This window comes from Burkholderia sp. RF2-non_BP3, from assembly GCF_001522185.1.
GTDB lineage: Bacteria > Pseudomonadota > Gammaproteobacteria > Burkholderiales > Burkholderiaceae > Burkholderia > Burkholderia diffusa.
In genome coordinates this window covers 335,577-352,871 of sequence record NZ_LOSU01000028.1, presented here as the reverse complement: position 1 = coordinate 352,871, position 17,295 = coordinate 335,577, and the positions used below count along the sequence as shown (strand labels likewise).

The following is a 17,295-nucleotide window of genomic DNA, read 5'->3' as shown; positions in this document are numbered from 1 at the left end:
GAGTGGGTCAATGGCCGGGCGAGCCGGTCGTCGTCAACGTCTTGCCGGGTGCGGGCTGCTTCACGCGATCCTCGACGTAGCGGCGCACGGCGTCGGCCGCGACTTGCGCGTCCGCGCCGCCATACGGCACGGGCGCGACGAGATCCTCCGGGCGCGCGAGCATCGTCGCGAGATTCGTGTAGGTCGCGCAGCCGAACGGCACGCCGGGCCGCCCGAACCCGGCATCGACGAGATGCGACGGCTGCATCAGCTTCGCGCAGTCGGGCGGCACCGCGTGCACGCCGTCGAAGCCGATCGCGCGCGCATCGGGCAGGTTGATCGGCGGCGGCGCCGACAGGCAACCCGCCAGCGCCGGCGGCAACAGGACGGAGACGATGGTTCGAATTCGCATGCGCTCCTCCGGTCAGTACACGAAGCCCGCGGCGCCGACGAGGCGCGGCGTGTCGCCCGACAGCATGTCGATCCCGAGATTGCGCTGGATCGCGAACTCGAGATCGCTGCTCGGCCGCGCGACGGTGTCGAGCGCCTGCTCGAGCTGGCCGGGGCCGGTCGGCTGCACGATGTACGGCGTCACGATCACGACGACCTCGGTCTTGTTGTCCTGGAAGTTCTTCGACGAAAACAGCCGGCCGATGATCGGCAGCCGGCCGAGCCCCGGGATCTGCGACACGGTATCGGCCGTCTGGCTCTGCAGCAGGCCGCCGATCGCGAAGCTCTGCCCGCTCGACAGCTCGACCGTCGTCTCGACGCGCCGCACGGAAAGCCCCGGCACCGTGACGCCGCCCGTCGTCACGCTGTTGCTCGAGTCGACCTCGCTCACCTCCGGCCGCACCTTCAGGCTGATCCGGTTGTCGGCGAGCACGGTCGGCGTGAAGTCGAGCGACACGCCGAACGGCTTGAACTCGACCGTGATCGCGCCGGTCGTGGTGCCGGCCTGCGCGACCGGAATCGGAATTTCGCCGCCGGCGAGGAAGCTCGCGGTCTGCCCGGACATCGCGGTGAGATTCGGCTCAGCGAGCATCGTGATCAGGCCTTCCTGGTCGAGCGCATCGAGCACGACGTCGATCGACCAGCGCCCCGCGTGGAAACCGCCGAGTATCGAATACGCGCCGGTCGGCGACAGGTTGAACAGCTTGGTCGTCGGATCGAACAGCGTGCGTCCGTTGAACAACCCGCCAACGAAATTGCCGGCCGCGCCGAGCGAGCTCCAGTTGATGCCGAGCTGCTGCGTGACGTTGCGGCTCACCTCGGTCACGCGCACGCGCAGGTTCACCTGGATCGGGCGCGACAGCGTGAGCCGGTTGACGATCTTTTCCTTGTCGTTGAGATACGGCGTGAGCGACTGCATCACGGCGTCCGCGTCGGCTGCGCTCGGCACCTTGCCCGACACCATCAGCGAGCCCGGCGCGCCGGACACCGACAGCTTCAATTGCGGAAAGCGGCTGTCGAGCACCGCCTGCAGCGACGCGGTATCGACCTGCACGATCACCGTCCGGCGCAGGATCGGCCGATGGTTCGCGCCGAGCGCGATCAGCGTGGTGGTGCCCGCCTTCTTCCCGAACACGAACACGGTGCGCGGCGACGGCACCTGGATGTCCGCGATGCTCGGGTCCGCGACGAACATCGCGGTCGCGGGTTCGGACAGCGACAGCATCTCGCCCTTGCCGGTCGCGATCGACAACGCCGCACCGGCGTCCGCCGCCTGCGCGCGCGGCGCGAGCACGACGCCCGGCGCGACGATGCAGGCCAGGCACCAGAAAGCGATCCAACGAACCATGCGCACCATGCGTCTTCCCGTCAAATGCCGGCCGCCGGGCGGCCGGCCCGAATCGTCATGCCGTCACTGCGGCACGGCCGCGCGCGGCGCTTGCGCCGTCGCGTCCGCGGCGACGTTGCCGCCCGCAGGCGCAGCCGGCGCAACCGGCATGCCTGGCATAGCCGGCCACCCGGACGGCAGCGGCGGCAAGCCAGGCGTGCCGATGCCGATGCCGCGCGACCCGTCGTCGACCGACGAGCCGCGATAAATCACGACCGTATTGCCCTGCACCGCCGGCCGCGTGCCGCCGTCCGTTCTCCCGGACGGCGCCCGCGCCGCGTCACGGGCCGCGCGCGACACGTCGCCGGCCCACACCGGCGGCGTATCGGGCTCCTGTTCGCCGCCGCCCGCCGCCTGGCGGCGATCACTCGTCGCGAAGCTGCGCAACGCCAGCGACAGCGAGCCGAGGCGCGTCGCGACCAGCACGACCTGGGCGGTGCGCGGCGCGACCTCGAGCGTGACCGTGCGCGCGCGGACCGGCACGTCCGGCGCGCTCGCGGGTGTCTTCGCACGCTGGAATTCCGAGCCGACCGCGAGCACGCGCGCGCGCCGCACGACCGTCTCCGCTTCGAACGTGCCGGGCGTCGTCGCGGACCCGCCGATTTCCTGCGTGAGCACCACGTCGACGAAGTCGCCCGGCTGGATCAGCCCCGCGTTGCCCGATACGTCGTCGACCGGCACCGAGATCGCGCGCATGCCGGGCTGCAGCGCGGCCGCGAGAAAATCCGGCGCGCCGGCCGCAATCACGTTGTCCGCGCGGATCGGCGCACCGGCGTCGACACGATTGCGCAGCAGCGCGCCCTTCAGGTCCGCGCCCGGTTGCGTCTCGACGAACGCACCGGCCGGCAACTGCGTGCGCGGCATGCGCTTCCACGCGAGATCGTTGTCGCGCAGCAGCAGCCCTTCGGGCAGGTCCGCCGCCGCGACGCGCACGCTCACCTCGGCCGCTTCGCCGGGCGCGGAAGGCGTCGACGCGGAGACGTACAGCTGACGCAGGATGAAGGCGCCGATCGCGGCAGCGATGATCAGCACGGCCATTCTCAGGGGTTTGGGCATGGCGGCGTGCGTCCCCCGGCTAGGCAAGCGAAACCGCGTGAGGAAACGGCGCCCAGACGGCCAGCATGCCGCCGAGCGCGAGCGCGATGCCGTACGGCACGCCGCGCGGCGCGATCGCACGTGCCGGCGCGGTGTGACGCCGCCATGCAACGGCCGCGAGCGCGGCGACGCCATACAGGGCGCCGCTCGCGGCGACGAGCGTCAGCACCGGGAACGCGAGCGTCGGGCCGGCCCACAGGAACACCGCCGCCGCCAGCTTCACGTCGCCGCCGCCCATCCAGCCCGCGTGACGCAAGCCCGCGAACAGCAGCAGCATCGCCGCGGCGGTCGCCACGTGACCGGCGAGTTGCGCGAGCCCGTCGCGCGCGAGTGCCGCCGCGATCAAATACAGCATCGCGAACGCCAGCACGGCGCGATTGGACAAGCGCCGCTCGCGCAGGTCCTGGGTCGCGAGCGACACCAGCACGAGCGTCGCCGCCGACTGTGCGAGAAAGAGCATCGGAGAGCCGTCCGTCGGCGCGCCCCGGCTGGATACGTCGTACCGCTGCGGATCCGTGTGTCCGCCGACGGCGCGCGGGTTCAGGAGATCAGATCAACGCCGTGACCTTGTTGATCAGCGCGGTGAACACGGCCGGCAAGCCGCCGGACGTGCTGCTGAGAATCACCCCGACCGCCGCCAGCGCGACCACGACGATGCCGGCCAGAACCGCATATTCGAGCGAGCTGACACCACGTTCATCGCGCAGCAAGGTCTTGACGTATTGCAGCATGACAACCTCCGTGTGGCGGGGTCGGTGATCGACCGTTGAATGTAATGACGCGGTGTTGCACGGGGTGGTGCGCACGGCGTTCGCTCATTCTTGACCCATGCGGCGGCCCCGGCATCGGACCGTGCGCATTCCCCGGAATCCATTCGATCGCTGCAACGCGTGGCGTGCGGCGACGGCATTCCCCGCTACATTCGCGCGGTTGTGGCGAGCCGCATTGACACGATGCGGATTACGCCAATTCGTCTAGGGTATAGACAATTTTCTGGGCGAATTCAAATGATTTGGCGTCGGAATGCATTTATGCGCGGAGCGCTTCAGCGATGAAATACGCGCACGCCATTTACCGCTTTTCCAGCGTGGCGCGGCAGGCCGGTCATGGCTCGAAGTAAGTATGTTAATGCCCGGCCGCATCATTGCCGCCAGCGTTCAATTCGATGGTTTTTTATTCAGTTTTTCGATATGCCGCACGCTTCGCATTGACGAATTCAGAACACACTCTCGTGTGCGTTGCCCGGCAATCCTTTCGTGCATGCCAGCGCGATCCGGAAAATATTGCACGCCGTCGATCGGCTGCGGGATCGGTGCTCGGCGCTCGCGCGATTCGACATTTCCAATTGGCGCCACGCGTGATTTGCCAACCGGAAACGCGGCGATAAGCATAGTTCAAATCGTTGCTTGTCCCGCGCCGGCGGCGTCCTCCAGAATGGTTCGACGCCCTCCGGCCCGATTTCCACTCCTCGCCATCCGACGCGCCATGATCGACCGATTCCCGTCTCCGCTGCGCCTGCTGCGATCGTTGCTGATCGCGTCCCTCGTCGCGTTCCCCGCTGTCGCCGCGCACGCCGACAAGCCCGCCACCATCCGCATCGGCGTCGCCCAGCAGGGCACCGGCGATCCGCCGACCTTCGGCGGGTCGAGCGCGGCCACCGCGCAATTGCAGCAACTGGTCGAAAAGGAGTTCGCGACCGACGGCATCAAGGTGCAGTGGCTGTTCTTCAAGGGCGCCGGCCCGGCCGTCAACGAGGCGATCGCCAACAAGGCGCTCGACTTTGCCTACCAGGGCGACCTGCCGGCGGTGCTCGCACGCTCGAATGGAATCAGGACGCGCCTGCTGCTCGCCGCGAGCGTGCGCTCGGGCGTGAAGATCGCGGTGCCGCCGGACTCCGCGATCCGCTCGATCGCCGACCTGAAGGACCGCCGCGTGTCGATCTTCCGCGGCACGAACCTGCAGCTCGTCGCCGACAATGCGCTCGCGAAGAACGGCCTCGGCGAACGCGACCTGCGCGTGATCAACCTCGACTCGGCGAGTTCGCTCGCCGCGCTCGCGTCGAAGGGCATCGACGCATCGGTCGGCGACTATCAGTTGTACAAACTGCGCGACGCGGGCCTTGCGAAGATCATCTACGAATCGCAGAACGACGGCCCGCAGTTCACGCGCCAGACCCACCTGCTCGTGCTCGACGACTTCGAGCGCGCGCATCCGGACATCGTGCAGCGTGTCGTCGACGCGCTGGTCAAGGGCGCGCACTGGTCGTCCGATGAAGCGAACCGCGACGCGTTGTTCAAGCTGTGGGCGAAAAGCGGCGTGCCTTATACGTCGTGGCAGGCCGACTTTGCGAACCAGCGCCTGAAGGACCGCCTGTCGCCGCTGATCGATCCGTTCCTCGTCGCGCGCTACAAGGCCGTCGCGCAGGACGCGCTGAAGCTGAAACTGATCCGCCAGCCGGTCGACGTCGACGGCTGGTTCGAACCGAAGTATCTCGACAACGCGTTGCGCGCGCAGCACCTCGAGCACTACTGGCCGCGCTATGACGCGTCCGGCAAGCCCCTCTCCTGACCCGGACTGGCCCCGATGAGCGACACCGCGATCCCGATTCCGTCGTCCGACCCGCCTGCGCTCGCGGCGCAGACCCGCGCGGCGGCCGTGAAGCGCGTGGCGTGGCGGCTCGCGCCGTGGGCGCTGCCCGCACTGCTGTTCGCGCTGTGGACGGTCGGCAGCGCGCGCGGCTGGATCGCGCCGCAGATCCTGCCGCCGCCCGAACAGGTCGCCGACTCGCTCGCGGAACTCGCCGCCAGCGGCGATCTCGCGCGCCATACGCTGGTCAGCCTGCAGCGCGTGCTGGTCGGCTTCGCGGCCGGCACGCTGCTCGGTTTCGCGACCGGTGCGGCGCTCGGCCTGTCGCGCACGCTGGAAGCCTACGTGCTGCCCGGCTTCAACGCGCTCGTGCAAATTCCCGTGCTCGGCTGGCTGCCATTCCTGCTGCTGCTCGTCGGCGTCGGCGAGCCGCTGAAGTACCTGCTGATCGCGCATGCGGCACTCGTCCCCGTGACGATGAGCACGCTGCAGGGTTTCCGCCAGACGCCGCCTGCGCTCGATGAAGTCGCGCGCGTGTTCGGCTATACGCGCCGCCAGCGCATCGCCCACGTCGTGCTGCCCGCCGCGATCCCGACACTCGCGACCGGTGTACGGCTCGCCTTCACGAAATCCTGGCTCGCGCTCGTCGTCGTCGAACTCGTCGCGTCGTCCGAAGGGCTCGGCTACCTGATCGTGTACGGGCGCCAGCTGTTCCAGCTCGATCTCGTGATGGCGGCGGTGATCGTCGTCGGCGCGGTCGGCCTCGCAATCAACCGGCTGCTCGACGCGCTCGAAGCACGGCTGCGCCGTGGCGTGCCGTCCGCGTTCCGCGGCTGAACCCGATTCAAGGATGCCGCTCATGCCGCCTGCCGCCACGTCGACACCCGACGCCTCGTCGCCCGCCGTCTCGACCGCCCGGCGCTTCCCCGTGCCCGACTGGCGCGGTTTCGTCCTGCCACTCGGCGCGTTCGCGCTCTGGTGGGCCGTCTCGTCCGCGCATCTCGTCAAAAGCGGGCTGCTGGTCGGCCCCACCGACGTGCTGCACACGGCGTGGACCCAGACGACCAGCGGTGCGCTGGCGCGCGCGCTGTCGGCTTCGCTCGCGCGCGAAGCGTGCGGCTTCGCGATCGGCGCGACCGGCGGCCTGCTGCTCGGCGCCGCGCTCGGCCTGTCGCGCATCGCTGCGCGGGTGGTCGGCCCGAGCTTCGACACGTTCAAGCAGATCTCGCTGTTCGCGTGGATTCCGCTGATTTCCGTCTGGTTCGGCCTCGGCGACGCCGCCAAGGTCGTGTTCCTGTCACTCGCCGCGCTTCTGCCGGTCGCCACGCATACGTGCGACGGCATTCATGCAGTGCCGCGCGCGTATGTCGACGTGGCCCGCGCGCTGCGCTATTCGCGGCTTCAGCTGGTGCGTTACGTGCTCCTGCCCGCCGCGCTGCCGTCGATCTTCACCGGGCTGTATCTCGGCCTCATCTACTCGTGGCTCGCGACGCTCGGCGCCGAGTACCTGCTCGTCGCGGGCAGCGGGATCGGCAACACGCTGATCGACGGCAGCGAGCAGTTCCGGATGGACCTCGTGCTGTTCGGAATCATCGTCGTCGGCGTGACCGGCTGGGCGCTGAACGCGATCGCGCGTGCGGTCGAACGCAAGGTGCTGGCCCGGCGCGGCGACCTGCGCCATTGATCGCCCTTCTTCTTCCTGTCGCTTCCTGCTCCGCCATGACGAACCTCGCTTCCGATTCGCTCGATATCCTCCACGTGAGCAAGCGCTATGCGCAACGCGGCGCGACGCTTGCCGTGCTCGACGACGTGTCGCTGCACGTGCGTGCCGGCGAATTCGTCACGATCGTCGGCGCGAGCGGCTGCGGCAAGTCGACGTTGCTGCGGCTGATCGCCGGGCTCGACACCGACTACGCGGGCGAAATCCGCGCCGGGGACGAACCGGTGCGCGACACGTCGCTGCAGCGCGGGATCGTGTTCCAGGATCACCGGCTGTTCCCGTGGCTGACGGTCGCGCAGAACGTCGAGGCCGCGCTGCGCAATGCACCGCTCGACGCTGCGAGCAAGCGACGCGCAGTGGCCGAGCACATCGCGCTCGTCGGGCTGAACGGCTTCGAGCATGCGTACCCGAACCAGCTGTCGGGCGGGATGGCGCAGCGCGTCGCGATCGCACGCGGCCTCGTCAACCGGCCGCGCGTGCTGCTGCTCGACGAGCCGTTCGGCGCACTCGATGCACAGACGCGCGCACGCATGCAGAACGAGCTGCTGCGCATCTGGGAGCAGGAACGCATCACGATGGTGCTCGTCACGCACGACGTCGACGAAGCCGTCTATCTCGGCGATCGCGTCGTCACGATGGCACCGCGCCCCGGGCGCATCGAGCGCATCGTCGACGTCGCGCTGCCGCGGCCGCGCCGACGCGATTCGCCGGAATTCGCGCGGCTGCGCGATACGGTGCTCGCCGATTTCGACGATCGCGCACCGCCGGGTGGCGGCGATGGGGGCGGTGGCGGCCGGGCGAAGCGCGTCGATGCGCCCGATGCGCACCGGATCGGCGAATGGCGGCTCGCGTGGTGACACGGTCGCGCCGCATGACCCGACACCGTGCCCGAATTGCTCAGCATGACGACACATATCGATCATCGCGGCGCGCGCTAAGGATGTGACGATTCATCGGTTCCGGTTCCGCGCGGTCCCTGCTTGAATGGAGACTCGACCGATCCGATCCAGGAGACTCCCGATGTCCGAAGTCCAGCACGCCGCTCACCCGTCATCGCATGCTTCGCACGCCGCCGCACCGCGCACGGCCGCCGTCCCGCTTCAGGTTCGCCAGGTCGCCGGCCGGATCGGCGCCGAGATCGCCGGGGTCCGGCTGTCGGGCACGCTCGACGACGCGACGTTCGACGCAATCCAGGCCGCGCTGCTGCGCCACAAGGTGCTGTTCTTCCGCAACCAGGGCCATCTCGACGACACGGCGCAGGAAGCCTTCGCGCGCCGCTTCGGCGAGATCGTCGCGCACCCGACCGTGCCGTCCGTCGACGGCAGCGCGCACCTGCTCGAACTCGATTCCGCGCACGGCGCGCGCGCCAATTCGTGGCACACCGACGTGACCTTCGTCGACGCGTATCCGAAGGTGTCGATCCTGCGCGCGGTCGTGATCCCGCCGTTCGGCGGCGACACGGTGTGGGCCAACACGGCCGCCGCGTACATGCATCTGCCCGAATCGCTGCGCGCACTCGCCGACACGCTGTCGGCAGTGCATACGAACGCTTACGACTACGCGTCGACGCACGTGCATGCCGACGACACGCAACTGAAGCGCTACCGCGAAGTGTTCACGTCGACCGTCTACGAGACCGAACACCCGGTCGTGCGCGTGCATCCGGAGACCGGCGAACGCACGCTCGTGCTCGGGCACTTCGTGCAGAAGATCAAGGGGCTGTCGTCGCAGGATTCCGCGCATCTGCTGCAGGTGCTGCACGAACACGTGACGCGCCTCGAGAACACCGTGCGCTGGAACTGGCAGCAAGGCGACGTCGCGATCTGGGACAACCGCGCGACGCAGCACTATGCGATCAACGATTACGGCGATGCGCACCGCGTCGTGCGGCGCGCGACCGTTCACGGCGACGTGCCGGTCGGCGTCGACGGCCGCCGCAGCGTCGTGCTGAAGGGGCCCGGCGCGACGCTGCAATGACGTTCGCCGCGCGCGGCGGCGACTTCGGCCGCCGCCGCGCCGGCCACCTTTCCGCATTCCCGCATTGCCGACCGGAGGATCCGACCATGACGTTCCCGCCACCGGGCCGACGCTTGCATGCGCAACGATGTCGCCGGCCGTCCACCCCGTTCACTTCCGCCAGGAGCGTCGCATGAGCGCCCTACCCGAACCCGCCGCCCAGCCGGTCGACGTGATCCCGCTGTCCGCCCACATCGGCGCGGAGATTCGCGGCATCGACCTCACCCAGCCGTTGACCACGCCGCAGATCGCCGCGATTCGCGCCGCGCTGCTGAAATGGCGCGTGATCTTCTTCCGCGAGCAATTCCTCACGCACGAGCAGCATGTCGCGTTCTCCGCGCAGTTCGGCGAGCCGACCGTCGGCCATCCGGTGTTCGGGCACGTCGACGGTCACCCGGCCGTCTATTCGATCGCGAAGCATCGCAAGGCGACGCGTTTCGAAGGCGAGCCGGTGCGCCGGCCGTGGACGGGCTGGCACACCGACGTGACGGCCGCGATCAATCCGCCGTGGGCGTCGATCCTGCGCGGCGTGACGATTCCGCCGTACGGCGGCGACACGCACTGGACCAACCTCGTGCGTGCGTACGAGACGCTGTCGGCGCCGCTGCGCGGCTTCGTCGACGGCTTGCGCGGCATCCACCGCTTCACGCCGCCGGCCGGTGCGCGCGCGACCGGCGCATTCGATGAAGCCGTCGAGCGCCGCCCGCTCGTGACCGAGCATCCGCTGGTGCGCGTGCACCCGGAGACCGGCGAACGTGCGCTGTACGTGAGCCCGAGTTTCCTGAAGTCGATCGTCGGGCTGACGCCGCGCGAAAGCCAGGCGTTGCTCGAACTGCTGTGGGAGCACGTGACGCGGCCGGAATTCACGATCCGCTTCAAGTGGGAGCCACGCAGCATCGCGTTCTGGGACAACCGCGCGACCGCGCATCTCGCGCCGGTCGACATCTTCGATCTCGACTTCGATCGCCAGCTCTATCGCACGACGCTCGTCGGCGACGTGCCGGTCGGCCCCGACGGCCGGCCATCCGTCGCGCTCGAAGGCTCGCCGGTCGAAGCAGCGGCGGCGGTCGCACTGAACTGACCGTCGCGTCGACGGCCGGCGCACGCGCGCCGGCCTGCCTTCCTCAATCCAGCGAAACGCCGTCGAACCGGTGCCCGCCGAGCGGCGAGAACGTCACCCCGTGCACGCGCTTCGAGAGCGGCAGCGACACGATCGATGTCGCGATCGGCGTGAACGGCACCTGACTCTTGAATACGACCTGGGCCTGCTCGTAAAGCGACGTGCGTTTCGCGACGTCCGCGTTCGTGCGCGCCGCATCGACGAGCCGCTCGAAATCCGCGTTGCACCACTTCGCGAGGTTGCTGCCGTGCACGGCGTCGCAGCCGAGCAACGTGCCGAGCCAGTTGTCGGGATCGCCGTTGTCGCCCGACCAGCCGTACAGGATCGCGTCGTGCTGCCCGTCGTGTTTCGCGCGGCGGTTGTACTCGCCCCACTCGTAGCTGACGATCTTCGCGCGCACGCCGATCCTCGCCCAGTCCTGCTGGATCAGTTGCGCCATCAGCTGCGCGTTCGGGTTGTACGGGCGCTGCACCGGCATCGCCCACAACGTCAGGTCGAAACCGTTCGGGAATCCTGCTTGCGCGAGCAGCGCCTTCGCCGCGGCCGGATCGCGCGGCGCGTCCTTCAGGCGCGGGTTGTACGACCATTGCGCGGGCGGCATCGGGTTCGTCGCGATCGTCGCGTCGCCGTTGAACACGGTCTTGATGATCGCCGCCTTGTCGATCGCGATGTCGAGCGCGCGCCGCACGTCGACGCGATCGAGCGGCGGATGCTGTGTGTTGTACGCGACGAAGCCGACGTTGAAGCCCGTCCCCGAAAACAGCGTCAGCTTCGGATCGCGCCGCACCGTCTCGAGATCGGCCGGCCGCGGAAACACCGACACCTGGCACTCGCCGGCCGTGAGCTTCTGCAGGCGCACGGCCGGATCGGGCGTGATCGCGAACACGAGATGCGCGAGCTTCACGTCGTCCGGCTTCCAGTAGTCGGGGTTCGCGTCGTAACGGATCGTCGCGTCCTTCTGGTACGCGCGCAGCTGGAACGGCCCCGTGCCAACCGGGAACTGGTTGATGTCGGCCTCGCGATGGCTCGCCGTCAACTGCGACGCGTATTCGGCCGACAGGATCGACGCGAACGCCATCGCGAGATTGCGCACGAACACGACGTCGGGCGACTTCAGCACGAAGCGCACCGTGTCGTCGTCGACTTTCTCGATGCGCTCGATGTTGCGGTCGAATCCGAGATCGCTGAAGTACGGGAAGCTGACCGGATAGGCCTTGCGGAACGGATCGTCGGGGTCGAGCATCCGGCGGAACGTGAACACGACGTCGTCCGCCTGGAACGGCCGCGTCGGCTTGAACCACGCGGTCGTCTGGAACTTCACGCCGCGCCGCAGGTGAAACGTGTAGACGCGCTGGTCGGACGACACGTCCCAGCTCGTCGCGAGCGACGGCGCGAGATCGAGCGTGCCGCGCTTGAACTGCACGAGCCCGTTGTAGATCGTGTACGTGCTCGCGTCGAAATCGGTGCTGGTCGTGTGCTGGCCGGGGTCGAAGCCGGCCGGGCTGCCTTCGCTGCAGAACACGAGCGTCTTGCCGGCCGGCGCCGCGAACGCGTGCGTGACCGCGCCGGCGAGCAGCAGCGACGCGGCCATGCCGCGCAGCGCCGCAACGGCAACGGATGCGGGCCGCGCGCGATGCGCCGAGAACGAAACGAATGGAATCTTCATGGTGGCGGTCGAGAAAGGACTTCATGCGAATGACGACCGCCGATCTTCGCGCGCCGCCCGCCGATCGCTTACCAATTAATTCCGCGTTGCTTATCGCGGCGGATGCATCGCGCTGCCGCTGCATGAAAATGTCCGCGCGAGCGTCGGGCATGCCGGCGAATTCCGGCTGCCACGCGCCGCCGCTCCGCGTCATGCGGCGACGCCATTCGCGGCCCGCCTTCCGGCCCCCTGCAGAGTCTGCGGAATTGGCGCATCGTATCGGTTGGTCAACGCCGGCACCGGCGCGCGCGCATTCGCCCGCGCGCACGTTGCGGCGCGGCGTGCCTGCCGGCGCGCTGCCCCTTCCTGGAGGACCCACGATGTCGATCAGCCCCGATACGCCCTCTCGTCCCGTGAAGTCGCCGGGCCCCGATCATCCGATCACGATCGAACCGCATCCGTCCCGCGTGGTGGTCAAGATGGCCGGCAAGGTCGTCGCCGATACGCGCCACGCGCTGGCGCTGCGCGAGGCCAGCTATCCGGCCGTGCTGTACGTTCCGCGCGAGGACGCCGACATGGCGCTGCTGCAACGCACCGACCATGCGACGTACTGCCCGTACAAGGGCGATTGCGCGTATTACTCGATTCCCGCCGGCGGCGAACGCGCGACCAACGCGGTATGGACGTACGAGCATCCGAACCCGGCCGTCGAATCGATTCGCGCGCACCTCGCGTTTTACCCGGATCGCGTCGACTCGATCGAGGAAAGCCCGCTCGGCACCGATTGAGTTCGGCAGCGCCTGCCGGCCCGTCGTTCACGTATCGTCCGCCCGCTGATTTGCATATGCGGATTCATTGGTTGGCCGCCGAATTGCGCGGTCGTATCGTCGTGCATCCGGCGCGGGCCGGCCGCGCGCAGCTTGCGCATCCGGCTGCGTCCCGTGCCGATCGCGCCGCAAGCGCGCGCGACCCGTGAACCCGCCCGCAGGACGCCTCGATGAACGACGAATCACACGCAGACCTTGAAACGACCCCGGCAAATCCGCGCCGCCGCCAGTGGCTGCACGGCGCGGCCGCCGGACTGGCCGGGCTCGCGCTCGGCCCGCTCGCGGGCATGCCCGCACTGGCGCAGGGCAGCGAGAAGCGGCTGCGCGTCGGCTTCCAGAAATACGGCAACTTCGTCGTGCTCAAGGCGCGCGGCACGCTCGAGAAGCGGCTCGCGAGCCAGGGCGTGACGGTCCAGTGGCTCGAGTTTCCGGCCGGCCCGCAATTGCTCGAGGGGCTGAACGCGGGCGCGATCGACGTCGGCACGGTCGGCGAGACGCCGCCGATCTTCGCGCAGGCCGCGGGCGTCGATTTCGTCTATCTCGGCAACGAACCGCCCGCGCCGCACGGCGAGGCGATCGTCGTGCTGCCCGATTCGCCGATCCGCACCGTCGCGCAGTTGCGCGGCAAGAAGGTCGCGTTCAACAAGGGTTCGAACGTCCACTATCTGCTCGTGAAGGCGCTGGAACATGCGGGCCTCACGTATGCCGACATCCAGCCGATCTATTTGACGCCCGCCGACGCGCGCGCCGCATTCGTGCAGCGCAGCGTCGACGCGTGGGTGATCTGGGATCCGTATCTGGCGGCCGCCGAACGGCAGCTCGGCGCACGCGTGATCGCGGACGGCGACGGGCTCGTGCGCAACACGCAGTACTACCTCGCCGCGCGCAAATATGCCGCCGCGCAGCCGCAGGTGCTGCGCACGCTGCTCGACGAAGTCGACGCGGTCGATCGCTGGGGACGCGACCACGTTCCGGAAGTCGCGGCGCAACTGTCGCCGCTCGTCGGCCTCGACGCGCCGACGCTCGAAGTCGCGCTCAAGCGCGCCGGCTACGGCGTGCAGCCCGTCACCGATGCGACGCTCGCGTATCAGCAGAGCATCGCCGACGCGTTCAGCGCGCTGAAGCTGATTCCCGGCAAGGTGACGGTCGCCAACGCGCGCTGACGCGCCGTCGCTGCGCCGCGTTACGGCGAACGCGTCGCGCCGATGCGCCGCCACTCGTCGTAATCGGTGACGAGGCCCGCATCGTCGACCGCGATATCGGCCGCATACGTGCCACTCTCGTAGCGGTAAACGTGCTCCGCCGTGCGCGCATAGCGCTGCTCGCCGCGCACGATCTCGAACGCCGGAAAACGCAGCCAGGCCGTGTGAATGACGGCCGACGCGCCGACCGCCAGCCCGAGACGCCGGATCGGCAGCGTATTGGTCGACGGACTGAAGCCGAGATCGATGTCGGTCGCGCCCGCGAGGGCCGGCGCGTCGATGCCGTCGATCGTCCAGCGCCCCGCGTCGCGTTCGATTGCGAGCTGCCGTGGCGGCGCTGCGCCGAGCCAGTACGTCACGTGCGCCGATCGCGTCAGCCAGTCGGCCCCGCACGCGATCGCATAGTCGACGCGAAACGGCGTGCCGTCGATCGCGCCCGCTACCGCGCCCGACAGGTCGATGCCCGCATGCGTCTCGACGAGCCGGCACCATTCGGCCGCCTGCCAGGTCTGCGTGTTCTGCCACGCGACGCACCGCGTGCGCGCCGCTTCGTCCCGTTGCGTCATGTCGTCTCCCGTCGGTTGCATGAGCCGGATTTACGCTCACGGCGTCGATGATCTGCTGGGCCTTTGATCGGTGACGGCGACGCGCCACTGACGCCCGATGTTCGACACGATCCTGGCCGGCGGCGGCATCGGCGTCGTGCAGGCACCGGCCTGCGGCTATGCGCTCGCGCACGGCACGCGCGTCGAGATCACCACGCCTGCCGATAGATCGCCAGCGCGTCGGCTTCCGTGACTTCGCGCGGATTGTTCACGAGCAGGCGCGTCTGCAGCATCGCGTCCGACGCCATCCTCGGCAGGTCGCCCTCGCCGACGCCGACCTCGCGCAGCGTGCGCGGAATGCCCGTCGCGACGATCAGGCGATCGATCTCGTCGATCAACGCCTGCGTTCTCGCTTCGTCGCTACCCGTCGCCGACGGCGCGACGATTGCCGCGAGTTCGGCATACAGCGGCGCGGCAGCCGGCGCGTTGAAGCGCAGCACATGCGGCAGCACGAGCGCGTTCGACAGCCCGTGCGGCACGTGGAAAATGCCGCCGACCGGATAGGCCAGCGCATGCACGGCCGCGACCGGCGCGTTTGCGAATGCCTGGCCGGCGAACATCGCGCCGACCAGCATCGCTTCGCGCGCGTGGCGATCGCCGCCGTCGTCGCATGCCTTCAGCAGGTTGCGCGACAGCAGCGTCAGCGCCTGCACGGCCAGCATGTCGGACACCGGATTCTTGAGCCGCGACGACGTATACGCCTCGATCGCATGCACCATCGCGTCGATGCCGGTCGCGGCCGTGGCCGCGCGCGGCAGGCCGAGTGTCAGCTCGGCGTCGAGGATCGAGACGTCCGCGAACAGGTGCGGCGACACGACGCCCATCTTGCGCGCCTCGCCGACCGTGACGATCGACACGGCCGTCACTTCGGAGCCGGTGCCGGCCGTCGTCGGCATCTGCACGAGCGGCAGCCGTGACGTCGCAACCTTGTCGACGCCGTACATGTCGGCCAGCGCCTGCCGCCCCGGCGCGAGCACCGCGATCAGCTTCGCGACGTCCATCGACGAACCGCCGCCGAGGCCGAGCACGATTTCCGCATCGGCCGCCACCGCCCGCGCGGTCGCTTCGAGCACGACGTGCTCGGGCGGATCGGCGATCACGTCGTCGATCACGGTCACCTGCCAGCCGTGCGCGGCGAGGCTCTCCAGCGCGGGCGCGAGCACGCCGCTGCGATGCAGGAACGCGTCGGTGACGACGCACAGCCGCGCGAGCGCCGGAAAGCGTTCGCGCAACAGCGCGCCGAGCCGGCGAGCAGCGCCGAATTCGACGATCTGCGTCGGAACGGTACGGAATTGAAAGGGGTTCATCGGGTGCCTCCCGGTGGCGTCGCCGTGCCGGTGTCCGGCTGCACCATGTAGCGCGTCACGTCGCGGCGATCGAGCAACGGAAAGATCGCACCGACACCGATCCGCTGGAAATGCGGCGTTTCCCGATGCACGTCGAGGCCGTCGGCCTCGCGATAGCGCTCGAGGATCACGATGTGGTCGGGATCGACCGGCGACCGGAAGTATTCATAGTCGAGGTTTTTCGGCTCGGTGCGCGTGGCCGGCGCGAGTTCGGCCAGCAGTTCGATCACGCGGTCGCCGTTGCCGGGTTTCGCGAAGAAATGCGCGATGACCTGCAGGTAAGGTTCGTTCATGCTGCGCTCCGTATTCGCCAGCGGCCCGTCATGACGGGCCGTCATTCCACCATGCGCGATTGCGCGCCGAAAGTGGCGGTCGGCGGCCCGACGCGGCGCCGATGCCCCGACGTCGCATTGTATTGAATCGGCGCCGCGTGCGCAGCGCATCGTCACGCGCGCCGCTGCACCGGCCGCTACCACGGCACGGTGCGCCCCTGGTAATCGAGGTATTCGAGCCCCGCGCGCCGCTGCTTCCCGATCAACACGTTCACGAGGCTCGGCACGCTTTCGTCGATCGTCAATCGCGCATCGGGCCCGCCGAGTTCCGTGCGGACCCAGCCCGGCGCCATCAGCACCATCGCGCGCGGCGTGCCGGCCTGGCGCGCCGCGAAACTGCGCATGAACTGGTTCAGCGCGGCCTTGCTGCCGCGGTAGACCTCGCGCATGCCGCTCACGTTGTTCGCGACGCTTCCCTGCCCCGACGACATCGCGCCGATCAGGCCATCCGGGGTCACGAGATCCTGCAGCGCGTCGATCACGCGCATCGGCGCCAGCGCATTCGTGATCATCACGCGCACGAATTCGTCGGTCGTGACGTCGCCGATCGTTTCGTTCGGGTCGTTGGTCGTGCCGGCGTTCACGAACAGCATGTCGAAGCGCCGGCCCGACAAGCGCGCGCGCAGTGCGGCCAGTTGTTCCGGCGCGCAGATGTCGAGCGTCTCGATCTCGAGCCGTCCGTCGAAGCGGTCGGCGAGCGCGTGCAGCTGCGTGCGCGCCGATGCCGCGCGCACGGTTCCGGTGACGTGCCAGCCCTTGTTCAGGAATTGTTCCGCCATCGCGAGCCCGAGGCCGCGCGAGGCCGCGACGAGCAGGATCGAAGGTGTCCTGGGGGTCGATACGGTCGATTGCATGGATTTCACCTTTGCCGGAGTTCGTCATCCGGCCACTATAGGCGCGCACCATCGCATGCACCAGACGCACCGGACTCAATCGATAGTTGCATCGAACGCCCTGTCACATCATGCGATGTCGTATGCTGTCC

20 protein-coding genes are annotated in these 17,295 nt (G+C 68.9%); 9 read left to right on the top strand and 11 right to left on the bottom strand.

The features are described 5' to 3' along the window. Window positions 1-7: 7 nt before the first annotated feature. The 6 genes from WS45_RS12085 to WS45_RS34920 form a co-directional block, all read right to left on the bottom strand. Window positions 8-391 carry a CpaD family pilus assembly lipoprotein gene (locus WS45_RS12085; protein ID WP_059524851.1) on the bottom strand — a complete coding sequence of 128 codons (384 nt, stop codon included), beginning with the start codon at window positions 389-391 and terminating at the stop codon, window positions 8-10. A gap of 12 nt (window positions 392-403) precedes the next feature. Next, window positions 404-1,786 carry a type II and III secretion system protein family protein gene (locus WS45_RS12080; RefSeq protein WP_059689805.1) on the bottom strand — a complete coding sequence of 461 codons (1,383 nt, stop codon included), beginning with the start codon at window positions 1,784-1,786 and terminating at the stop codon, window positions 404-406. A gap of 54 nt (window positions 1,787-1,840) precedes the next feature. After that, window positions 1,841-2,872 carry a Flp pilus assembly protein CpaB gene (cpaB, locus tag WS45_RS12075; RefSeq protein WP_059699994.1) on the bottom strand — a complete coding sequence of 344 codons (1,032 nt, stop codon included), beginning with the start codon at window positions 2,870-2,872 and terminating at the stop codon, window positions 1,841-1,843. A gap of 19 nt (window positions 2,873-2,891) precedes the next feature. Further along, window positions 2,892-3,371, bottom strand: a complete 480-nt coding sequence (locus WS45_RS12070) for an A24 family peptidase (protein WP_059699992.1) — start codon at window positions 3,369-3,371, stop codon at window positions 2,892-2,894. A gap of 88 nt (window positions 3,372-3,459) precedes the next feature. Beyond that, window positions 3,460-3,642: a Flp family type IVb pilin gene (locus tag WS45_RS12065; protein WP_044843866.1), complete on the bottom strand. Its 183-nt coding sequence runs from the start codon at window positions 3,640-3,642 to the stop codon at window positions 3,460-3,462. Between the two features lie 426 nt (window positions 3,643-4,068). After that, entirely contained in the window at window positions 4,069-4,302 is a 234-nt protein-coding gene (locus tag WS45_RS34920) for a hypothetical protein (protein WP_156437129.1), read from the bottom strand. 94 nt (window positions 4,303-4,396) lie between these two features. Here WS45_RS34920 and WS45_RS12060 point away from each other — a divergent pair, with 94 nt between their 5' ends. The 6 genes from WS45_RS12060 to WS45_RS12035 all read left to right on the top strand — a co-directional run bounded on the left by WS45_RS12060 (window position 4,397) and on the right by WS45_RS12035 (window position 10,314). After that, complete coding sequence (locus WS45_RS12060; RefSeq protein WP_059699990.1) at window positions 4,397-5,479, top strand: ABC transporter substrate-binding protein; 1,083 nt, start codon at window positions 4,397-4,399, stop codon at window positions 5,477-5,479. Window positions 5,480-5,494: 15 nt separating this feature from the next. Further along, window positions 5,495-6,334, top strand: coding sequence for an ABC transporter permease (locus WS45_RS12055; RefSeq protein ID WP_059699988.1), 840 nt, complete (start codon window positions 5,495-5,497; stop codon window positions 6,332-6,334). Window positions 6,335-6,356: 22 nt separating this feature from the next. Continuing rightward, window positions 6,357-7,181, top strand: coding sequence for an ABC transporter permease (locus WS45_RS12050; protein WP_059700574.1), 825 nt, complete (start codon window positions 6,357-6,359; stop codon window positions 7,179-7,181). Between the two features lie 35 nt (window positions 7,182-7,216). Then, window positions 7,217-8,074, top strand: a complete 858-nt coding sequence (locus tag WS45_RS12045; protein WP_059699983.1) for an ABC transporter ATP-binding protein — start codon at window positions 7,217-7,219, stop codon at window positions 8,072-8,074. Window positions 8,075-8,237: 163 nt separating this feature from the next. Then, a complete protein-coding gene (locus tag WS45_RS12040; RefSeq protein WP_059699981.1) occupies window positions 8,238-9,194 on the top strand; it encodes a TauD/TfdA dioxygenase family protein in 957 nt (318 codons plus the stop codon). A 172-nt stretch (window positions 9,195-9,366) separates the two neighbouring features. Next, entirely contained in the window at window positions 9,367-10,314 is a 948-nt protein-coding gene (locus WS45_RS12035) for a TauD/TfdA dioxygenase family protein (RefSeq protein ID WP_059699979.1), read from the top strand. 43 nt (window positions 10,315-10,357) lie between these two features. Here WS45_RS12035 and WS45_RS12030 read toward each other — a convergent pair whose 3' ends face one another. Beyond that, window positions 10,358-12,019 (bottom strand): ABC transporter substrate-binding protein, encoded by a 1,662-nt coding sequence (locus WS45_RS12030; protein WP_082721903.1) that lies wholly within the window; start codon window positions 12,017-12,019, stop codon window positions 10,358-10,360. 359 nt (window positions 12,020-12,378) lie between these two features. On the opposite strand from WS45_RS12030, the gene WS45_RS12025 reads away from it, so the two are divergent. Together WS45_RS12025 and WS45_RS12020 are read left to right on the top strand one after the other, a co-directional pair. Then, window positions 12,379-12,786: a DUF427 domain-containing protein gene (locus WS45_RS12025; RefSeq protein WP_059699977.1), complete on the top strand. Its 408-nt coding sequence runs from the start codon at window positions 12,379-12,381 to the stop codon at window positions 12,784-12,786. A 209-nt stretch (window positions 12,787-12,995) separates the two neighbouring features. After that, window positions 12,996-13,988, top strand: a complete 993-nt coding sequence (locus WS45_RS12020) for a sulfonate ABC transporter substrate-binding protein (RefSeq protein WP_059524830.1) — start codon at window positions 12,996-12,998, stop codon at window positions 13,986-13,988. A gap of 20 nt (window positions 13,989-14,008) precedes the next feature. Here the strand turns inward: WS45_RS12020 and WS45_RS12015 are convergent, their stop codons facing one another. Beyond that, window positions 14,009-14,593 (bottom strand): putative glycolipid-binding domain-containing protein, encoded by a 585-nt coding sequence (locus tag WS45_RS12015; RefSeq protein WP_059700572.1) that lies wholly within the window; start codon window positions 14,591-14,593, stop codon window positions 14,009-14,011. A gap of 97 nt (window positions 14,594-14,690) precedes the next feature. Here WS45_RS12015 and WS45_RS36085 point away from each other — a divergent pair, with 97 nt between their 5' ends. After that, window positions 14,691-14,825, top strand: coding sequence for a hypothetical protein (locus WS45_RS36085; RefSeq protein ID WP_257140334.1), 135 nt, complete (start codon window positions 14,691-14,693; stop codon window positions 14,823-14,825). Here the strand turns inward: WS45_RS36085 and WS45_RS12010 are convergent. From WS45_RS12010 to WS45_RS12000, 3 genes are all read right to left on the bottom strand, one after another. Continuing rightward, window positions 14,782-15,939 carry an iron-containing alcohol dehydrogenase gene (locus WS45_RS12010; RefSeq protein WP_059699976.1) on the bottom strand — a complete coding sequence of 386 codons (1,158 nt, stop codon included), beginning with the start codon at window positions 15,937-15,939 and terminating at the stop codon, window positions 14,782-14,784. The genes WS45_RS36085 and WS45_RS12010 overlap by 44 nt on opposite strands. Then, window positions 15,936-16,271 carry a putative quinol monooxygenase gene (locus WS45_RS12005; protein ID WP_059690194.1) on the bottom strand — a complete coding sequence of 112 codons (336 nt, stop codon included), beginning with the start codon at window positions 16,269-16,271 and terminating at the stop codon, window positions 15,936-15,938. Before WS45_RS12005 ends, WS45_RS12010 begins: the two co-directional genes overlap by 4 nt. 176 nt (window positions 16,272-16,447) lie before the next feature. Further along, a complete protein-coding gene (locus WS45_RS12000) occupies window positions 16,448-17,164 on the bottom strand; it encodes an SDR family oxidoreductase (protein ID WP_059699974.1) in 717 nt (238 codons plus the stop codon). Between the last annotated feature and the right edge of the window lie 131 nt (window positions 17,165-17,295).